General features: G+C 67.8%; 14 protein-coding genes and 1 pseudogene. 3 read left to right on the top strand and 12 right to left on the bottom strand.

Translation table 11 applies throughout. The features are described from left to right. Positions 1–9 precede the first annotated feature (9 nt). A complete protein-coding gene (locus tag ACSQ9I_RS38020; RefSeq protein WP_436297205.1) occupies positions 10–1,005 on the top strand; it encodes a Bug family tripartite tricarboxylate transporter substrate binding protein in 996 nt (331 codons plus the stop codon). 14 nt (positions 1,006–1,019) lie between these two features. Then, positions 1,020–1,820, top strand: coding sequence for a fumarylacetoacetate hydrolase family protein (locus ACSQ9I_RS38015; RefSeq protein WP_436297206.1), 801 nt, complete (start codon positions 1,020–1,022; stop codon positions 1,818–1,820). Positions 1,821–2,327: 507 nt separating this feature from the next. Here the strand turns inward: ACSQ9I_RS38015 and ACSQ9I_RS38010 are convergent. From ACSQ9I_RS38010 to ACSQ9I_RS37955, 12 genes and pseudogenes are all read right to left on the bottom strand, one after another. Then, a complete protein-coding gene (locus ACSQ9I_RS38010) occupies positions 2,328–3,068 on the bottom strand; it encodes an aspartate/glutamate racemase family protein (protein WP_436297291.1) in 741 nt (246 codons plus the stop codon). A gap of 5 nt (positions 3,069–3,073) precedes the next feature. Next, positions 3,074–4,492 carry a dihydropyrimidinase gene (hydA, locus tag ACSQ9I_RS38005; RefSeq protein ID WP_436297207.1) on the bottom strand — a complete coding sequence of 473 codons (1,419 nt, stop codon included), beginning with the start codon at positions 4,490–4,492 and terminating at the stop codon, positions 3,074–3,076. A gap of 48 nt (positions 4,493–4,540) precedes the next feature. Then, positions 4,541–5,323: an SDR family NAD(P)-dependent oxidoreductase gene (locus tag ACSQ9I_RS38000; protein WP_436297208.1), complete on the bottom strand. Its 783-nt coding sequence runs from the start codon at positions 5,321–5,323 to the stop codon at positions 4,541–4,543. Continuing rightward, entirely contained in the window at positions 5,316–6,290 is a 975-nt protein-coding gene (locus tag ACSQ9I_RS37995) for an NAD-dependent epimerase/dehydratase family protein (protein WP_436297209.1), read from the bottom strand. The genes ACSQ9I_RS38000 and ACSQ9I_RS37995 overlap by 8 nt, the downstream gene beginning before the upstream one ends. 1 nt (position 6,291) lies before the next feature. Then, positions 6,292–7,062, bottom strand: a complete 771-nt coding sequence (locus ACSQ9I_RS37990) for an ABC transporter ATP-binding protein (protein ID WP_436297210.1) — start codon at positions 7,060–7,062, stop codon at positions 6,292–6,294. Between the two features lie 4 nt (positions 7,063–7,066). Beyond that, a complete protein-coding gene (locus ACSQ9I_RS37985; RefSeq protein ID WP_436297211.1) occupies positions 7,067–7,891 on the bottom strand; it encodes an ABC transporter permease in 825 nt (274 codons plus the stop codon). 13 nt (positions 7,892–7,904) lie between these two features. Next, positions 7,905–8,906: an ABC transporter substrate-binding protein gene (locus ACSQ9I_RS37980; RefSeq protein ID WP_436297212.1), complete on the bottom strand. Its 1,002-nt coding sequence runs from the start codon at positions 8,904–8,906 to the stop codon at positions 7,905–7,907. Positions 8,907–8,955: 49 nt separating this feature from the next. After that, complete coding sequence (locus ACSQ9I_RS37975; RefSeq protein WP_436297213.1) at positions 8,956–9,174, bottom strand: hypothetical protein; 219 nt, start codon at positions 9,172–9,174, stop codon at positions 8,956–8,958. Positions 9,175–9,242: 68 nt separating this feature from the next. Next, positions 9,243–10,580: an amidohydrolase family protein gene (locus tag ACSQ9I_RS37970; protein ID WP_436297214.1), complete on the bottom strand. Its 1,338-nt coding sequence runs from the start codon at positions 10,578–10,580 to the stop codon at positions 9,243–9,245. Positions 10,581–10,721: 141 nt separating this feature from the next. Then, complete coding sequence (locus ACSQ9I_RS37965) at positions 10,722–11,447, bottom strand: GntR family transcriptional regulator (protein WP_436297215.1); 726 nt, start codon at positions 11,445–11,447, stop codon at positions 10,722–10,724. A gap of 21 nt (positions 11,448–11,468) precedes the next feature. Further along, positions 11,469–12,193 (bottom strand): annotated as a pseudogene (locus ACSQ9I_RS37960) (maleate cis-trans isomerase family protein). 3 nt (positions 12,194–12,196) lie between these two features. Next, a complete protein-coding gene (locus tag ACSQ9I_RS37955; protein ID WP_436317063.1) occupies positions 12,197–13,246 on the bottom strand; it encodes an ABC transporter substrate-binding protein in 1,050 nt (349 codons plus the stop codon). A 320-nt stretch (positions 13,247–13,566) separates the two neighbouring features. On the opposite strand from ACSQ9I_RS37955, the gene ACSQ9I_RS37950 reads away from it, so the two are divergent. Beyond that, positions 13,567–14,658 carry an ABC transporter ATP-binding protein gene (locus tag ACSQ9I_RS37950; RefSeq protein WP_436297217.1) on the top strand — a complete coding sequence of 364 codons (1,092 nt, stop codon included), beginning with the start codon at positions 13,567–13,569 and terminating at the stop codon, positions 14,656–14,658. The last annotated feature ends 3 nt before the right edge of the window (positions 14,659–14,661 follow it).

Raw genomic sequence — 14,661 nt, 5'->3', positions numbered from 1 at the left:
GAAAAGACTATGAAGAGACACCACACCCTCCGCCGCCACATGCTGATCGCGACCGCCCTGTGGGGCGCTGCCGGCCTCCATATGCAGGCCCAGGCGCAGAACGACTATCCCAGCAAGCCGATCAAGCTCGTGGTCGGCTACAGCGCCGGCGGACCGACCGACGTGCTGGCGCGCGTGCTGGGGCAGGACATCGGCGCCACGCTCGGCCAGCCGCTCGTGGTCGAGAACAAGCCTGGCGTCAACGGCAACATCGCCACGGAGTTCGTGAAGCAAGCCGCGCCCGACGGCTACACCTTGATCGTCAACACCATCTCGCACAACGTCAATCCGCTGCTGCAACCCGACCGCATCAAGTACGACCCTGTGAAGGACTTCACGCCGATCAGCATGGTCGCGGTGCTGCCGCAGCTCATCGTCGTGGCGGGCGATTCGCCCTACAAGACGCTTGGCGACCTCATCAAGAAGGCACAGACCGGGCCGAGCGTCGTCAGCTATGGGACGGCCGGCGTGGGCGGCTCTGCGCATCTGGCGGCCGCCCTGCTGGAGCAGCGCAGCAAGACACAGATGAACCACATCCCCTTCAAGGGCAACGCGCCGGCCTTGACCGAGGTGATGGCCGGCCGGGTGGACTTCATGTTTTTCCCGATGATCGGCGTGTCTGAGTTCGTCACCAGCGGAAAGATCCGGATCTTGGCCGCGACCACGGCCAAGCGGCACCCCGACTATCCGCAAGTGCCCACCACCGCCGAGCTCGGCTTCCCGGGCTTCGAGGACTATGCGCAACCGATCGGCTTCGTCGGCCCCGCGGGCCTGCCTGCGCCCATCGCCGCCAAGCTCGACGCCGCCATCGTCGCGGCCCTGAACAAGCCCGCCATGCAGGCGAGACTCAAGTCGCTGGGCGCCGAGGTCAAGCATCTCGGGCCGGACCAATACCGCGAGTGGCTCGGCCAAGACCGCACGCGCTGGTCGCAGCTGATCCGCAGCGCCAACATCAAGGCCGAATAAGCCCGGAGCAGCGCATGAAGTGGATCCATTTTTCAGCCCACGGCGCGGCCAGCGCCTACGGAATTCTCGGGCCCGACGACCGCATCCGCGAAGTGCGCGGAACGCCCTTCGGCCCGCATCAACCGACAGGGGCAGTGCACCAGCTGGCCGACGTCAAGATCGAAGTGCCGCTGGTACCGCGCACCTTCTATGCGGCCGGGCTCAACTACGTCAAGCACATCCGCGAATACGCCGAGCTGACCGGCAATCCCGTCGCAGAACCCAAGCAGGCCGACATTGGCTACCGCGCGGTAAATGCGCTGGTCGCGCATGAGGAGGCGGTCGTCATTCCGTCGGACGCGAAGCAGGTCGAGTACGAGGGCGAGGTCGTCGTCGTGATCGGCAAGAAGGGCAAGCACCTGAGCGAAGCCGAAGCGCTCTCGTGCGTGCTGGGCTACACCATCGGCAACGACGTGAGCGAGCGTCTCTGGCAGGCATCGGACCGCACCTTCTGGCGCTCCAAGAACACGGACACCTTCAAGCCGATGGGGCCGTGGATCGAGACCGAGTTCGACCTCGACGCGGCCGAGACCACCGTGCGGCTCAACGGCGAGGTGTGCACTCATTTCCGGACCGCCGACATGCTGTTCGACATCCGCACCTTCATCAGCCGCATGACGCGCTACCTCACCCTCTATCCAGGCGACGTGATCTGGATGGGCACGGACGGCAAGTCGCCGCAGCTGAAGGCCGGCGACGTGGTCGAGGTCGAGATCAGCGGCCTGGGCCGCCTGCGCAACCGCTTCGTGGCGGAGGCGGACGTCCGGGCCGGGTAACCCGCGTCATTGGCGCTCGATGCCCAACGCGCGAATCAGCTCGGTCACCGCGGGCTTTGGTGCGGCGCAGCGCTCGACCGTAGGGGTAACGACAACATTCCCTTATCGATGAAAAATATTCCACGAGGGTAAGACGGTGAAACCGGAAAAGTACGAGGGTCCAAAATGGACGAGTTCCGAGAGATCCGAGCCTCCAAGAATGTCGCGTTTTGGCAAGGGTAGCAATGTCGCAAAGACTTGCGAGGCGGAATGGAGTCAGGCCCGCTCATGAACTCAGTCAAGACGGATCGCAACTCGGCGATCAGTTCGTCCGCCATCCTGTGGCCGGTGATCGTAGAGAAGCCGATGCGTTCGCACGCCTACGCAACGGCATCTGCGATGGCTTGCCTGTCGTCCAGTTATCCAATCGGAAGATATCAATGACGGGGTATCACCCTGAACTCGTGAACAAAAAAGGACGCAACATTCGCACCGCCCATGCACCAAGCAGACCGGGCCGATGGCACGTCATCGATTAAGCAGGCGGGCGATGGGTGTGGGAAGATTGCGGTACGGCTTTTTCGGCGGCGGGGCAAAACTGCCGCGCACCGCCTTGCCGGGCCGCAGCCCGACGAGCGTCTCGGCATGCCGCACCGCGCTCGAGACGCCGTCCACCACCGGCGCGGGCAACTGTCCGTGCAGCGTGCGCGCCAGACCGGCCAGCGGTGCGCCGGCGAGCACCAGCACATCGGCGCCGTCCTCGTCGACCGCCCGGTCGCACAGCGTGCGCAGCGCCTGCGCATGGTCGGCCTGCACGCTGCCGATGTCGGCAAGCGGACGCTCGAGCGCACGGATGCTTGCCAGCCTGCCGATGAGTCCGTTGGCCTCGACCATCTCCCGGTACCAGGCCTGGATGCGCTGCGAGATCGCGATGATCGAGAAGCGATGTCCCAGCAGGCAGGCGCTCGCGAGCGCCGATTCGCTGAGGCCCAGCACCGGCACGGGCAGCGCCTCGCGCAGGCCGGCGAGTCCCGGGTCGCCGAAGGCGGCGACGACGACCGCGTCATGCCCCGCATGGTGCTCGGCCGCGATCTGCGCCGTCGCATAGGCGCCGATCAGGGCCTCGAATCGCGTCTCGATGTAGGCCACGCCGAAAGCCGCGGTCTTCATCGTGAGCTCGGTGCCCGGCGACGCGCTGCGCCTGGCCTCGGCCTCGATCAGCGCCGTCACGCTCTCGGAGATGTTGGGGTTGATGACGAGCAGGCGCACGGCGCTCAACCCCGCTTCTTCGGCAGCAGCGTGGGCGCGGCGCGGGCGAGGAAGCGTCCTGCCCCGGCTCGGCCCGTGAAGCGCGAGCCGTCCCACACCACCTCGCCGCGCGTCAGCGTCATGCCGGGCCAGGCCGACAGGTGCATGCCTTCGTAGGGCGTGTAGTCGACCGCATGGTGCAGCTGCGCGTTGGTGAGCACGAAGTCGCGCTCATCCCAGATCACCAGATCCGCATCGGCGCCGACGGCGATCGTTCCCTTGCGTGGATGCAGGCCGTAGGCCTTGGCCGGGTTCGCGGCCGTGAGCTCGACGAACTTCTGCGGCGTAATGCGCCCGGCCAGCACGCCTTCTGACCACAGCAATGCCATGCGCGTCTCGATGCCGGGAATGCCGTTTGGAATATGGCGGAAGTCGACCTCCTCACCCCCCGGCTTCTTGCCCTCGGTCCCCTCGAACTTGAAGGGTGCATGGTCCGACGAGAACACGGTAAAGAGGCCGTCGGAAAGTCCATCCCATATCACTTCCTGGTTCGCCTTGTCGCGCGGCGGCGGGCTGCAGACGCAGCGCGCGCCGCCGTAGCTGTCGTCGATGCCGAGATCCTCGGCCGTGAGGAACAGGTACTGGGGGCAGGTCTCGGCAAACACCTTGAGCCCATGCGCGCGCGCCCAACGGATCTGCTCGACCGCTTCCCGGCCCGAGACGTGAACGATGAGGATCGGCACGTCCACCAGCTCCGACAGCGCGATGGCGCGGTGCGTGGCCTCGCGCTCGACCAGCATGGGCCGCGAATGGGCGTGGAAGCGCGGCGCGGTGCGGCCGGCGGCCTCGAGCTTCTTCGTCAGCCATTCGATGCAGTCCGCGTTCTCGGCATGGATCATCGCCATGGCGCCGTGCTCGCGTGCGACCGACAGCACGTCGAGAATCTGCCCATCGTCGAGCTTGAGGTCGTCGTAGGTCATGTAGATCTTGAACGAGGCGTAGCCCTCGCGGATCAGCTCCGGCAACTCCTCCTTCAAGACGGCCGGGGTCGGATCGCTGACGATCAGGTGGAAGGCATAGTCGACGTGGGCCCGACCTTCGGCGCGCCGGTGGTAGTCCTCCACCGCAGCGCGCAGCGACTGGCCCTTCTGCTGCGCCGCGAAGGGAATCACGGTCGTGGTGCCGCCGCAGGCTGCGGATCGGGTGCCGCTGTCGAAGTCGTCGGCCATGCGCACCGGCGGCGCCTGCGGCTGGTCGAGATGGCAATGCGCGTCGACGCCACCCGGCGTGACTGAGCGGCCGGCGGCATCGATCTCGCGCGCGCCGGCCGCCAGCCCCAGGCCGAGCTGCACGATGCGGCCATCGCTGATGCCGATGTCGCAGTGAAAGACGTCGCTGGCCGTGGTGGCCTGCGCATTGCGGATGACAAGGTCGAAATCTGCCATGGGTTTGTCTGCTGTTGTCTGGTGATTCTGTGAATGTGGGAGGGCGGTTCAGGCGGCCATCCAGCCGCCGTCCACCATGAGCTGCGCGCCTGTCACGAAGCTGGCGTCGCTGCTCGCGAAAAAGAGCACCGCGCGCGCCACGTCCTCCGGCCGGCCGAGCCGGGGCCAGGGCGTGCGGCGCACGGCGCGGTCCATGACGGCGGGGTCGAGCGCGCGGCCGCCCTGTCCCGTCTGGATCTTTCCGGGCGCGACCGCGTTGCAGATGATTTGCTGCGCGGCATAGTCCACGGCCACTTGGCGCGTGAGGTAGGCGATGCCCGCCTTGCTCACGCCGTAGGCCAGGTCTTCCGGCGCGGCGATCATCCCGTGCTGGGACGAGAGGTTGACGATGCGGCCGCGCACCTCGTCCACCGGCGCCTGCGCCACCATCTGGCGCACGGCGGCGCGGCAGCAGCGATAGACGCCGGAGAGATTGACGTCGAGCACGCGCTGCCAGTCGGCCTCCTCGAGCTCCAGCAAGGACCGCGCGTGGCGGATGCAGGCGTTGTTGACCAGCACGTCAAGGCGGCCGTAGCGCGACACGGTTTCCGCCACCAGGGCATCGACCTGCGCGCTGCTGGACACGTCGGTGGCGATGAAGGCGGCCTCGTGCCGGTCGGCGGCGATCAGCTCGGCGGTGGGAATGCCGCCCTCGATGACTTCGGTCGTCAGGTCGGCGATCACGACGATGGCGCCGTGCGCCGCCAGCAGGCGCGCGATGGCGCGGCCGATGCCGGAGGCGGCCCCAGTCACGATGCAGGCCTTGCCGGCCATGCGTTGTGCTTCAGGCATGTTGTTCCCGCCAGATGAGATAGTCCTGCGCGGCGGCGGGCAGGTCGAAGCGCGGTACGAAGCCGGTGTCCGCCTTCAGCCGCGTGATGTCCATGGGCGCCCGGTCATAGGGCGCGTAGTAGTCGATGGTGACCGGCTCGCCATCGGCGGCCATGCGCCACGCAAAGCCCGGCTTGCGCGCGGCCACCGCATCGCACCAGCTGGCCAGGGGCCAGCTGAAGCCGGCAGCGACGTTGTAGACGGCATGCGGCAGGCGGGGCCGCTCGAGCAGCAGCGCCAGCGCGGCGGCGGCGTCGCGCGCATAGAGCCAGTCCCGCAGGCCGGGCCTGGGCAGCACGGCCGGCATCCGGTCGTCGGCGCAGCGAAGCACCTGCAGCGGCGCGCTCAGCGTATCGCGCACGCCGGTCTCGGCCTCCCATGGACCGAAGCAGGTGGCAAGCCGGCCCACGACGAGATCCAGCCCGTGCAAGGCGGCCATGCGACGCGCCGCCGCTTCCGCGGCCTGCTTGGAGATACCGTACAGGCCTTCGGGCCGCAGCGGCGTCGCGTCTTCGCCCAGGGCATCGGCGCCCTTGCCGCTGGCCCCGTAGACGGAACCGGAACTCAGGTACAGCACGCGCTCCACGCCGCAGTCGACGGCAGCCGACAGCGCGTTGACCATGCCGCCGACGTTCACCTCGAAGATGGAGCCCGGTGCCGCACGTTCGCGCCGCGCATCCGCCGTCACGGCCGCCAGCATCGCCAGGCGCTTCGGTTGGTACCGCCGCATGGCGGCCCGCAACGCATCCGCATCGCGCACGTCGCCGCTCACCGCCGAGAAGCGGCCCGGCAAGGCACTGAACGCCTGCAGTGCCGATGCCCGGGGCGGCGCCATGTCGAAGCCGACCACCTCCCCGCCTTGCGCCAGCAGATGCTCCGCCAGCCCCAGCCCGACGAAGCCGCTCGCACCCGTGATGAATGTGGGCACCTCAGGCTTCCTGGGGCACCGGCTCGGCGCGCAGCAGCGACAGGATGTGCCGCTTGTAGTCGTTGAAGCGTGGGCTGGTCGGGTCGCGCGGGCGCGGCAGGTCGATCTCGATCATCTCGCGTATGCACCCCGGCCGCGCCGACATCACGGCCACGTGCGTGCCCAGCGCCAGCGACTCGTCGATGCCGTGCGTGACGAATACGATGGTGCTGCGGCTCTCGCGCCAGATGCGCACCAGCTCGGCGTGCATGTCCATCTTGGTCTGCTCGTCGAGCGCGCCGAAGGGCTCGTCCATCAGGATCACTTCCGGGTTCATCAGCAAGGCGCGGGCGATGCCCACGCGCTGGTTCATGCCGCCGGAGAGCTCGCTCGGGAAGTGGTTCTCGAAGCCGCGCAGGTTGACCATGTCGATGAAGTGCTGCGCCCTCTTGCGCCGCTCGGCCTTGGGCATGCCGCGCATCGTGAGGTGGAAGGCCACGTTCTCCCAGACGCTGAGCCAGGGCATCAGCGTGGGCTGTTGGAAGACCACGCCGCGGTCCGCGCCCGGCTCGCTCACGACATGGCCGCCGACCGAGACCGTGCCGCTGCTGGGCTTGTCGAAACCGGCGATCAGGTTGAGCAGCGTCGACTTGCCGCAGCCGCTCGGGCCCAGCAGGCACAGGAACTCGTTGCGTCCGACGCTCACGCTCACGTCGTCGAGCGCCTTCACGGCGGTGTTGCGCTTCGGATCGTCGAAGAGGCGCGTGACGTTCTGGATGGTGATGAGGCTCACGGTTTCAGCCCTCCTTGGCTTGCAGGGTCGAGCCGCGCTGCCAGCGCAGAACGTGCGCGGCAATGCGCTTGATGGCGAAATCGCTGAGGAAACCCAGAAGCCCGATGCTGACCATGGCCGCGATCACGATGTCGTAGCGCAGGAAGTAGTAGGAGTCCCACAGCACGTAGCCCACGCCGCTCTTCACGGCCACCATCTCGGCCGTCACCGTGAGCATCCACGCCGAGCCGATGGCGATGCGCAGGCCCGAGAAGATGCTCGGCAGCGCGGCCGGGAACACGATGTGCCGCAGCAGCTTGCCCGGCGTGCCGCCCGTCATCGCGCCGGCGCGCAGCAGGTTGCGGTCGCAGGTCTTCACGCCGTGGATGGTGCTCAGCAGCACCGGGAAGAAGGAACCCAGGAAAACCAGGAAGATGGCCGGCTTGTTCGCGATGCCGAACCAGATGATGGCCAGCGGAATCCACGACACCGGCGGCACCGGCCGCAGGATCTGCAGCACCGGCTCGATCAGCTTTTCGGTGGTGCGCGACCAGCCGATGGCCATGCCGATGCCCACGCCCAGCAAGGTCGCGAGGCCGAAGCCCGCGAAGACCCGGCTCGCGCTCGCCAGCGTGTCAAAGATCCAGTGGCCGCTGTAGGTCTGCGTGTTGCCGTCGGTCGCGAACACCCAGTCCGCCCAGGCCACCAGCACCTGAGATGGCGCGGGCAGCAAGGCGGGCGGCAGGATGCCGGAGCGCGAGAAGATCTCCCAGCCCGCCAGCAGCAGCACGGGTACGATCGCGCGCTCGATGCGGCTGTAGACGCGCGCCGGGAAGGAGCGGGATGCCATGGCCTGCGCCATTTCAGTAGCCCAGCGCGGACTTGGGCTTGCCCGTGACGGCTTCGAGGAAGCTGTAGTCCATGTTCTTGCTGATGCCCGCCGTCACGTCGGTGTTGATGTACTTCAGGTCGCGCATCATCGCGGCGATGGCCACGGCCGATGCGCGGTGCATCTCGTAGTCGGGGTACAGGTTGGCGACCGCGCCGGTGGCGACGGCCTTGTCCAGCCCGGTGACCTTCTGGATGGTGTCGACGAAGAGGCCCTTGTCGGCGGCCATCAGGCCGTTGACCTTGACAATGGAGCGCACGGTTTCTTCCACGCCTTTGCGCTTCGAAGCGATCACGTCGGAACGGGTGACGATCAGGTTGGTGAGCTTGCCGGCCGCCTGGTCATAGGGAAAGGCGAAGAACTTGGCCGCCTTGACCTCGCGGATCTGCGTGGCGAAGGGGTCGACCGAGCAGATCAGCTCCACCTCGCCGCGGCGCAGTGCCTGCACGTGGTCCGAGGGGTTGGGGATGTTGATGAACTGCACGTCCTTGTTGATGTCGATGCCCTGCTTGGCGAAGGCGCCGCGCATGTGGATGTCCTGCGCGTTGCCGCGCGAGGCCGCGACGCGGAAGGGCTTGCCCTGCGCCTTGTAGTCGGCGATGAGCTTCTTGAGGCCGGCCCAGTCGTTCTCGGCCAGCGGCAGGTGGTTGCCCACCAGGATCTGCGAGCCGCCGTTGATCTGGCCCGAGATGGCGACCACGTCGAAGCCCTTGTCCAGCGCGGTGGCGTAGTGCAGGTAGGTGACCTGCGCGACGTCGATGCTCTTGGAGAGCAGCGCCGTCAGCACGTCGTTGCCGGTGTTGAAGCCGATGGCCTCCAGCTTGACGCCGGTGGCGTTCTCCGGCGTCATGGCCAGCGGGGTGCAGTGGGCGCACTTGGCATAGCCGAGCTTGATGGACGGCACGTCCTGCGCCTGGCCCGCCAGCGGCAGCACGGCCGCCACGGCGAGGACGAGCTTCGCGATCATCTTGAACATGGAACTTCCTTTGGATTGAAAAAATGGATTCAGAGGGTGCGGGCCGTGCCTAGTAGCCCAGCGCGCCTTTCTTCTTGCCGAGCGCGACCTCGATGAAGGAGTAGTCCATGCGCTTCTCGAACTCGGCGGCGTTGTTGCCGCTCGTGTACTTCAGGTCCTTCATCATGGTGCCGATGGCCAGCGTGCTCTTGCGGTAGAGGGCGGTGTCGGGGAAGACGTTCTTCAGCGCCTCGCCGGCCACGCCGCGCTCGAGGCCGGTGGACTTCACGATCGCGTCCAGCCAGGTCCACCACGGGAATCTTGCTCATCGATCGTTCCTTGCGTGAAAAAGGTGGTTCAGTAGTGCTTGCCTTCGGCTCCCCACAGCGCGCGGCTCGCGGCCTCGGCTTCGGCGCAGACGGCTTCCATGTCGACGCGGGTGGGCAGGCCGTCCTCGACCAGCACCTCACCCTCGACCAAGACCATGCGCACGTCCCTGCCCTGCCCCGTGTGCACCAGGTTGCCGAGTGGGTTGACGTGCGGGCGCAGGTGCGGCCGGTTGGCGTTGAAGACGACCAGGTCGGCCGCCTTGCCGGGTTCGAGGCTGCCGATCTCGGCTTCCATGCCCAGCGCCCTGGCGCCGCCCATCGTGGCCATGCGGAAGACGTCGTGCGGCTGCCATTCGTCGTCGACGCGGCCTTCCTGCACGCGCGCGGTGACCAGCGCCCAGCGCATCAGCTCGACCATGTCGCCGTGCTGCGTGTCGGTGGCCAGTGCCATGTTGACGCCCGCGCGCTTGAGCATCGGGGTCGGCGCGAGGCGGCCGGAGGTGGCGTTGCACTTGGGGATGTGCACCGCGTGCGCGCCGGCCGCGGCCATGCGGCGTGCATCCTCTTCGCTCACGTAGATGCAATGGCCGCCCATCAGGCGTTCGTTGAGCAGGCCGGTCTCTTCAAGCACCTCGGTGGAGGTCTTGCCCGTGCGCTCCCGCACGCGCTGCACCTCGACCTCGCTCTGGCCCAGGTGCGTGCTGACGCGCAGGTCGTGCGCTTGCGAGGCCGCCGCAACCTCCTTCAGGAAGCCGTTGGAGCAGGTGTCGACGGCATGCGCCGCGAGGTTGACCCGCACGCGCGGATGCCCGGCCCAGCGCGCATGCAGCGCAAGCCCGGCCTCCAGCGTCTTGCGGCCGATGGCCGGGTCGTGGTGCCAGTGGCCGTCGGCCACGCGCGCGAAATCCACGTCATGGATGCGCCAGCTGGGTGCAAGGCGCGCTCCGAGCTCGGCCATCGCCTCCGTTGCGACGTCGGCATGCACGAAATTGTCGCCAATCACGGTCGAGCCGAACATCAGCGCCTCGAGCGCGCCGAGCCGCGCCAGTGCGCGCGCCTGCGCCGGATTCACTTTCGTGCCCTTGGGAATGCCGGACGTGTACGAAGGCGCGAAGCCCAGGTCCGCCGCCACGCCGCGCACCATGGTGAGGATGCCGTGCGTATGCACGTTCACGAAGCCCGGCGTCACGAAGTGGCCCGGCAGCCGCAGCGTGCGCTTTGCTTCCCAGCGCGTGGGCGGCGCGCCCAGCCAGGTGATGCGGCCGTCGCGGATGCCGATCGCGCAGTCGCGGATCTCGGGCTGCGCGGGATCGGCGGTCAGCGCGACGACGTCGAGCAGCAGCAGGTCGAAGAGGGGGTCCGGCATGTCCATGGCCACGGGACATGCAAGCGCCATGCCATTTTGTATCCAATCCCGAGACAAATCGTGTCCAGCATTTCTTCATGCGGAGCGCGGGCAAGAAAACGGCCGCGCGGTCACCCGGCGGCCGTGCAGGAGCGAAGCGTTTTAGCCGAGCAGCGCTTCGGCCAGCCCGATCTCGGCTTCTTCCTCCGCGTGGAGGTTGAGGGATTTCTCGATGTGGTGCAGGTGGTCGGTCATGAGCGCGGTGGCCGTCTTCTTCTGCCCCGCCTCGATCGCGTCGATCAGGCTGGAGTGCTCGTCGTTGGGGCAGGCGGCGCCCGTGGGTGCCTCGAAGGTGAGGATGGCCAGGCAGGTGAGCGGCGTCAGCTCGCGCATCATGCGCACCATGATGCTGCTGCCCGAGAGCTGGGCCAACTGCACGTGGAATTCGCCGGACAGGCGCACCGCCGCGCGGCGGTCGCCATTGGCATGCGCCTGCTGCTCGCGCTTGACCAGCGCGCGCAGCTGCTTGATGGCGCCCGGCGCCTTGCCCTCGGCGATGCGGTCGATGAGCCGCAGCACGATCGCCGGCTCCAGCGTGCGCCGCACCTCGAGCACGTCGTGCGCCTCGTCCGCGCTGGGCGTGGTGACGAAGGCGCCGCGGTTGGGAATGAGCGTGACCAGCTGCTCCACCGCCAGGCGCTGCAGCACGCCGCGCACCTGGGTGCGGCTGACCGAAAACAGCTCCGCCACCCGCTCCTCGGTCAGCTTGGTGCCCGGCAGCAGGCGGTGCTCGACCACGGCTTCGTAGATGCGCTCGTAGATGTCTGTCTTCGATGCGGCGGTCTTCGACGAGGGTCGAAGCGCGCGGCGGGGGGTGGTGATGGCCATGTCTGTGCAGGATGGTACCCGTCAATGCACCTCGGCGAAGAGGCGGCCCCAGCCTTCCACGCGGCGGGTGTCCACGCCGCAGAGGTGCAGCGCCTTCCACACGGCGGTGCTGACGGTGTCGTAGACGGGAACGCCCAACTCGGCCTCCAGCGCGGGCACGAGGTTCGCCGCGCGCAGGTTGGTGCAGAAGGTCGTGATGCATTGCGGGCCGGCGGCGGCGACCTCGCGCACCATCTGCCCGATCTGCTCGGGCGTGACTTCGGAGAACTCGAAGTTCACGTGGCGTCCGAGGTGACGCTCGGCGACGCATTCGAAACCATTGGCACCATAGTTCTGGACGATGCGCGCCTGCACATCCTCCAGGTAAGGCGAGGCCAGTCCGAAGCGCGTGCGCCCCGTCATCTGCATGACCTCGTTGAAGGCCAGCACCGAGGTGCAGGCCGGGATGCCGGTCTCCTGCGTGATGCGCTCACACAAGGCCGGTCGGTCTCGAAGCCGAGCCAGCCGGAGGAGGTGCCGTTCCATGCGATCACATCGACGCGGGCATCCGCCAGCAGGCGTGCCGCCCCGAGGATAGGCGCCATGTCGAACTGGCCGAGCGCCTGCGAGCGAAGCGAGATCTCCGTCACGCGGAAGCGCGCGAAGTGCGCGGAGACCTCGGGGAGGCCGGCCAGCATCGCCGAAGTCAATGGCTCCAGCGCGTTGTTCGACGACGGGGTCAGCATCCCCAGCAGCACGCGCTTCATGGGCTAGACCTTCACCTCGCGGTTGAAACGGTCGATGTACTCGGCGCGGCGCGGGTTGAGCTTGGCCCAGTCCACGCCGTTCATCGCCTCGATGTCCGCCGTGTTCTTTGCGTAAGCCTGCAGGCCCGGGCTGAACACGGCCTTGGAACTCACCGGCGCCACGAAGTACGGCGCGGCGGCCATCTGCGTCTGCACCTCCGGGCTCAGCGCCGCGTTGATGTAGGCTGCGGCCAGGTCCGGGTTCTTCGTGTTCTTCACGATGTGCATCACGCTCTTGATGTGGATCCAGCCTGTGTCCGGCTTCACCAGCGCCACCGGCACGCCCTTGCCCTGCAGGTCGCCGACGTTGTTGTTGTAGTGCACGGAGATGTCGATCTGCCCCTGCTGGAACAGCGTGGCGAGCGAGCCCGGGTTGCTGGCCACGGCGCTGACGTTGGGCAGCAGCTTCTTCACGAACTGGAAGGCGGGCTCGAGGTTTTCCTCGCTGCCGCCGTTCAGGCGCGCGATCTCCACCATCCAGGCCGACATCAGCGTCGAGCCCATGCCGGCCAGGCCGATGCGGCCCTTGTACTCGGGCTTGAGCAGGTCATTCCAGGACTTCGGCGGGTTCTTGATCTTCTCGGTGTTGTAGGCGATGCCGATGATCTGGCCCGAGACAAAAACGCCGAGGCCGCGCGGGTCGACCAGCTTGGAGGGCACGTCCTTCAGGTAGGGCATCTTGTCGACCGGGATTTTCTCGAAGATGTCCTGCGACAGCGCGGCCAGGTAGGGGCCCTCGTCCAGGATGATCACGTCGAAGGGCGGGTTGGCCTTGGAGGCCACGACCTTGGAGACCGTGTCCACCGCGAGCGAGGACACGAGGGTGGTCGAGGCGCCCGTCGCCTTGGCGAAGGCGGGCAGCAGGATGCTGCGGTGCGCGGATTCCCACGCGCCCGGGTAGGTGGTGGCGGAGATCGACTTGCCTTGCGCCTGCGCGAGGCCGGCCTGCGCGGCCCAGTGGGCGGCACCGAGGCTGGCGGCACCCTGCAACAGCCTGCGGCGGGACAGAGACATGCTCATGGAATTCCTTTCTTGGGACGGCGCCTGAGGTCCAGGCGGAGCTTGGGAGCGCAATCTCTGTGCCACCGGGCCTGCCCTCGTACGCACCCCACCGAGCTCCACACGCCCACCACGACGGTGCGCCGCCGCGCGCCAACATGGTCCGCTGCGCACCTTTTTGTGCACAACATGATTTGTGATTGTGTCCAATCTTTCTCCCGTTTGTGTCCATCAACGAGGCGGATCGAGCACGGTTCTCCGCGCGTGGCACGTTTCTTGAGTCGCTGCAGGCATCGCGGCGCATCCCGGCGCCTGCCAACAAGGGGCAACAACGCATGCAAGCTACCGACCGGGCACCCGGCGTCGACGTCGTTCTCGACCAGATCCATCACCGCTATGCCGGATCGACGGCGGTCGAGTCGGTGTCGCTGCAGATCCGCGCCGGTGAACTGGTCGCCCTGCTGGGCCCGAGCGGCTGCGGCAAGACCACGCTGCTGCGCATCGTCTCCGGCCTGCTGCGCCAGACGGGCGGTGCGGTGCGCATCAGCGGCGACGTGGTGGATGCCCTGCCGACCAACGAGCGCGGCGCCGGCATCGTCTTCCAGAACTACGCCCTCTTCCCGCACATGACGGTGGCGGCCAACGTGGCCTATGGCCTGCGGGCGCGCGGCGTGCCGGCCCACCGGGCCAACGTCACCGCCATCGAGATGCTGGCCATGGTGCGCATGAGCGACTACGGCAAGCGCTACCCGCGCGAGCTCTCCGGCGGCCAGCAGCAGCGCGTGGCCCTGGCGCGCACGCTGGCCGTGAAGCCGCGCGTGCTGCTGCTGGACGAACCCTTCGCCGCGCTGGACAAGAACCTGCGGCTGGACATGCAGATCGAGATCAAGCGCATCCAGCGCGAGCTGGGCATTACCACCGTGCTGGTCACGCACGACCAGGAAGAGGCGATGTCCATGGCCGACCGCATCGCGGTGATGAACGCGGGCCGGGTCGAGCAGTTCGACACGCCCGAGGCCATCTACGACCGGCCGGCCACGCTCTTCGTCGCCACCTTCATCGGCACCGCGAACCTGCTGGGCGGCCGGCTCGGGCCGCGCGCGAACGAAGGCTGGCCCGTCGCCTGCGAAGGCGGCGGCGCCCTGCTGCTGGACCGCGCCTCGCCCTGCTCGCGCGCCGGCGCCGTGGTGGTCGCCGCGCGGCCGGAGCACCTGAGCCTGGCCGCGCCATCCGAGGCCGCGCTGCCCGCCACGGTGGAAATGGTGCTGCCGCTCGGCCCCTCGCTGGTCTACGAACTGCTGCTGGCCAACGGCAAGACGGTGAAGGTCACGCAGCCGCGCAATGCCGAACTGCCGCGCTACGCGGCCGGCGACCGCGTGGGCCTGAGCCTCCGGGCGGGCTCGCCAGCTGGTGTCTTCGCGGGTTGACGA

Origin of the sequence: Variovorax sp. LjRoot84, assembly GCF_964254305.1 — a bacterium.
Taxonomy (GTDB): domain Bacteria; phylum Pseudomonadota; class Gammaproteobacteria; order Burkholderiales; family Burkholderiaceae_C; genus Variovorax.
Note: the sequence above shows the minus strand (reverse complement) of the source record. Positions and strands in the feature narration are given on the sequence as shown.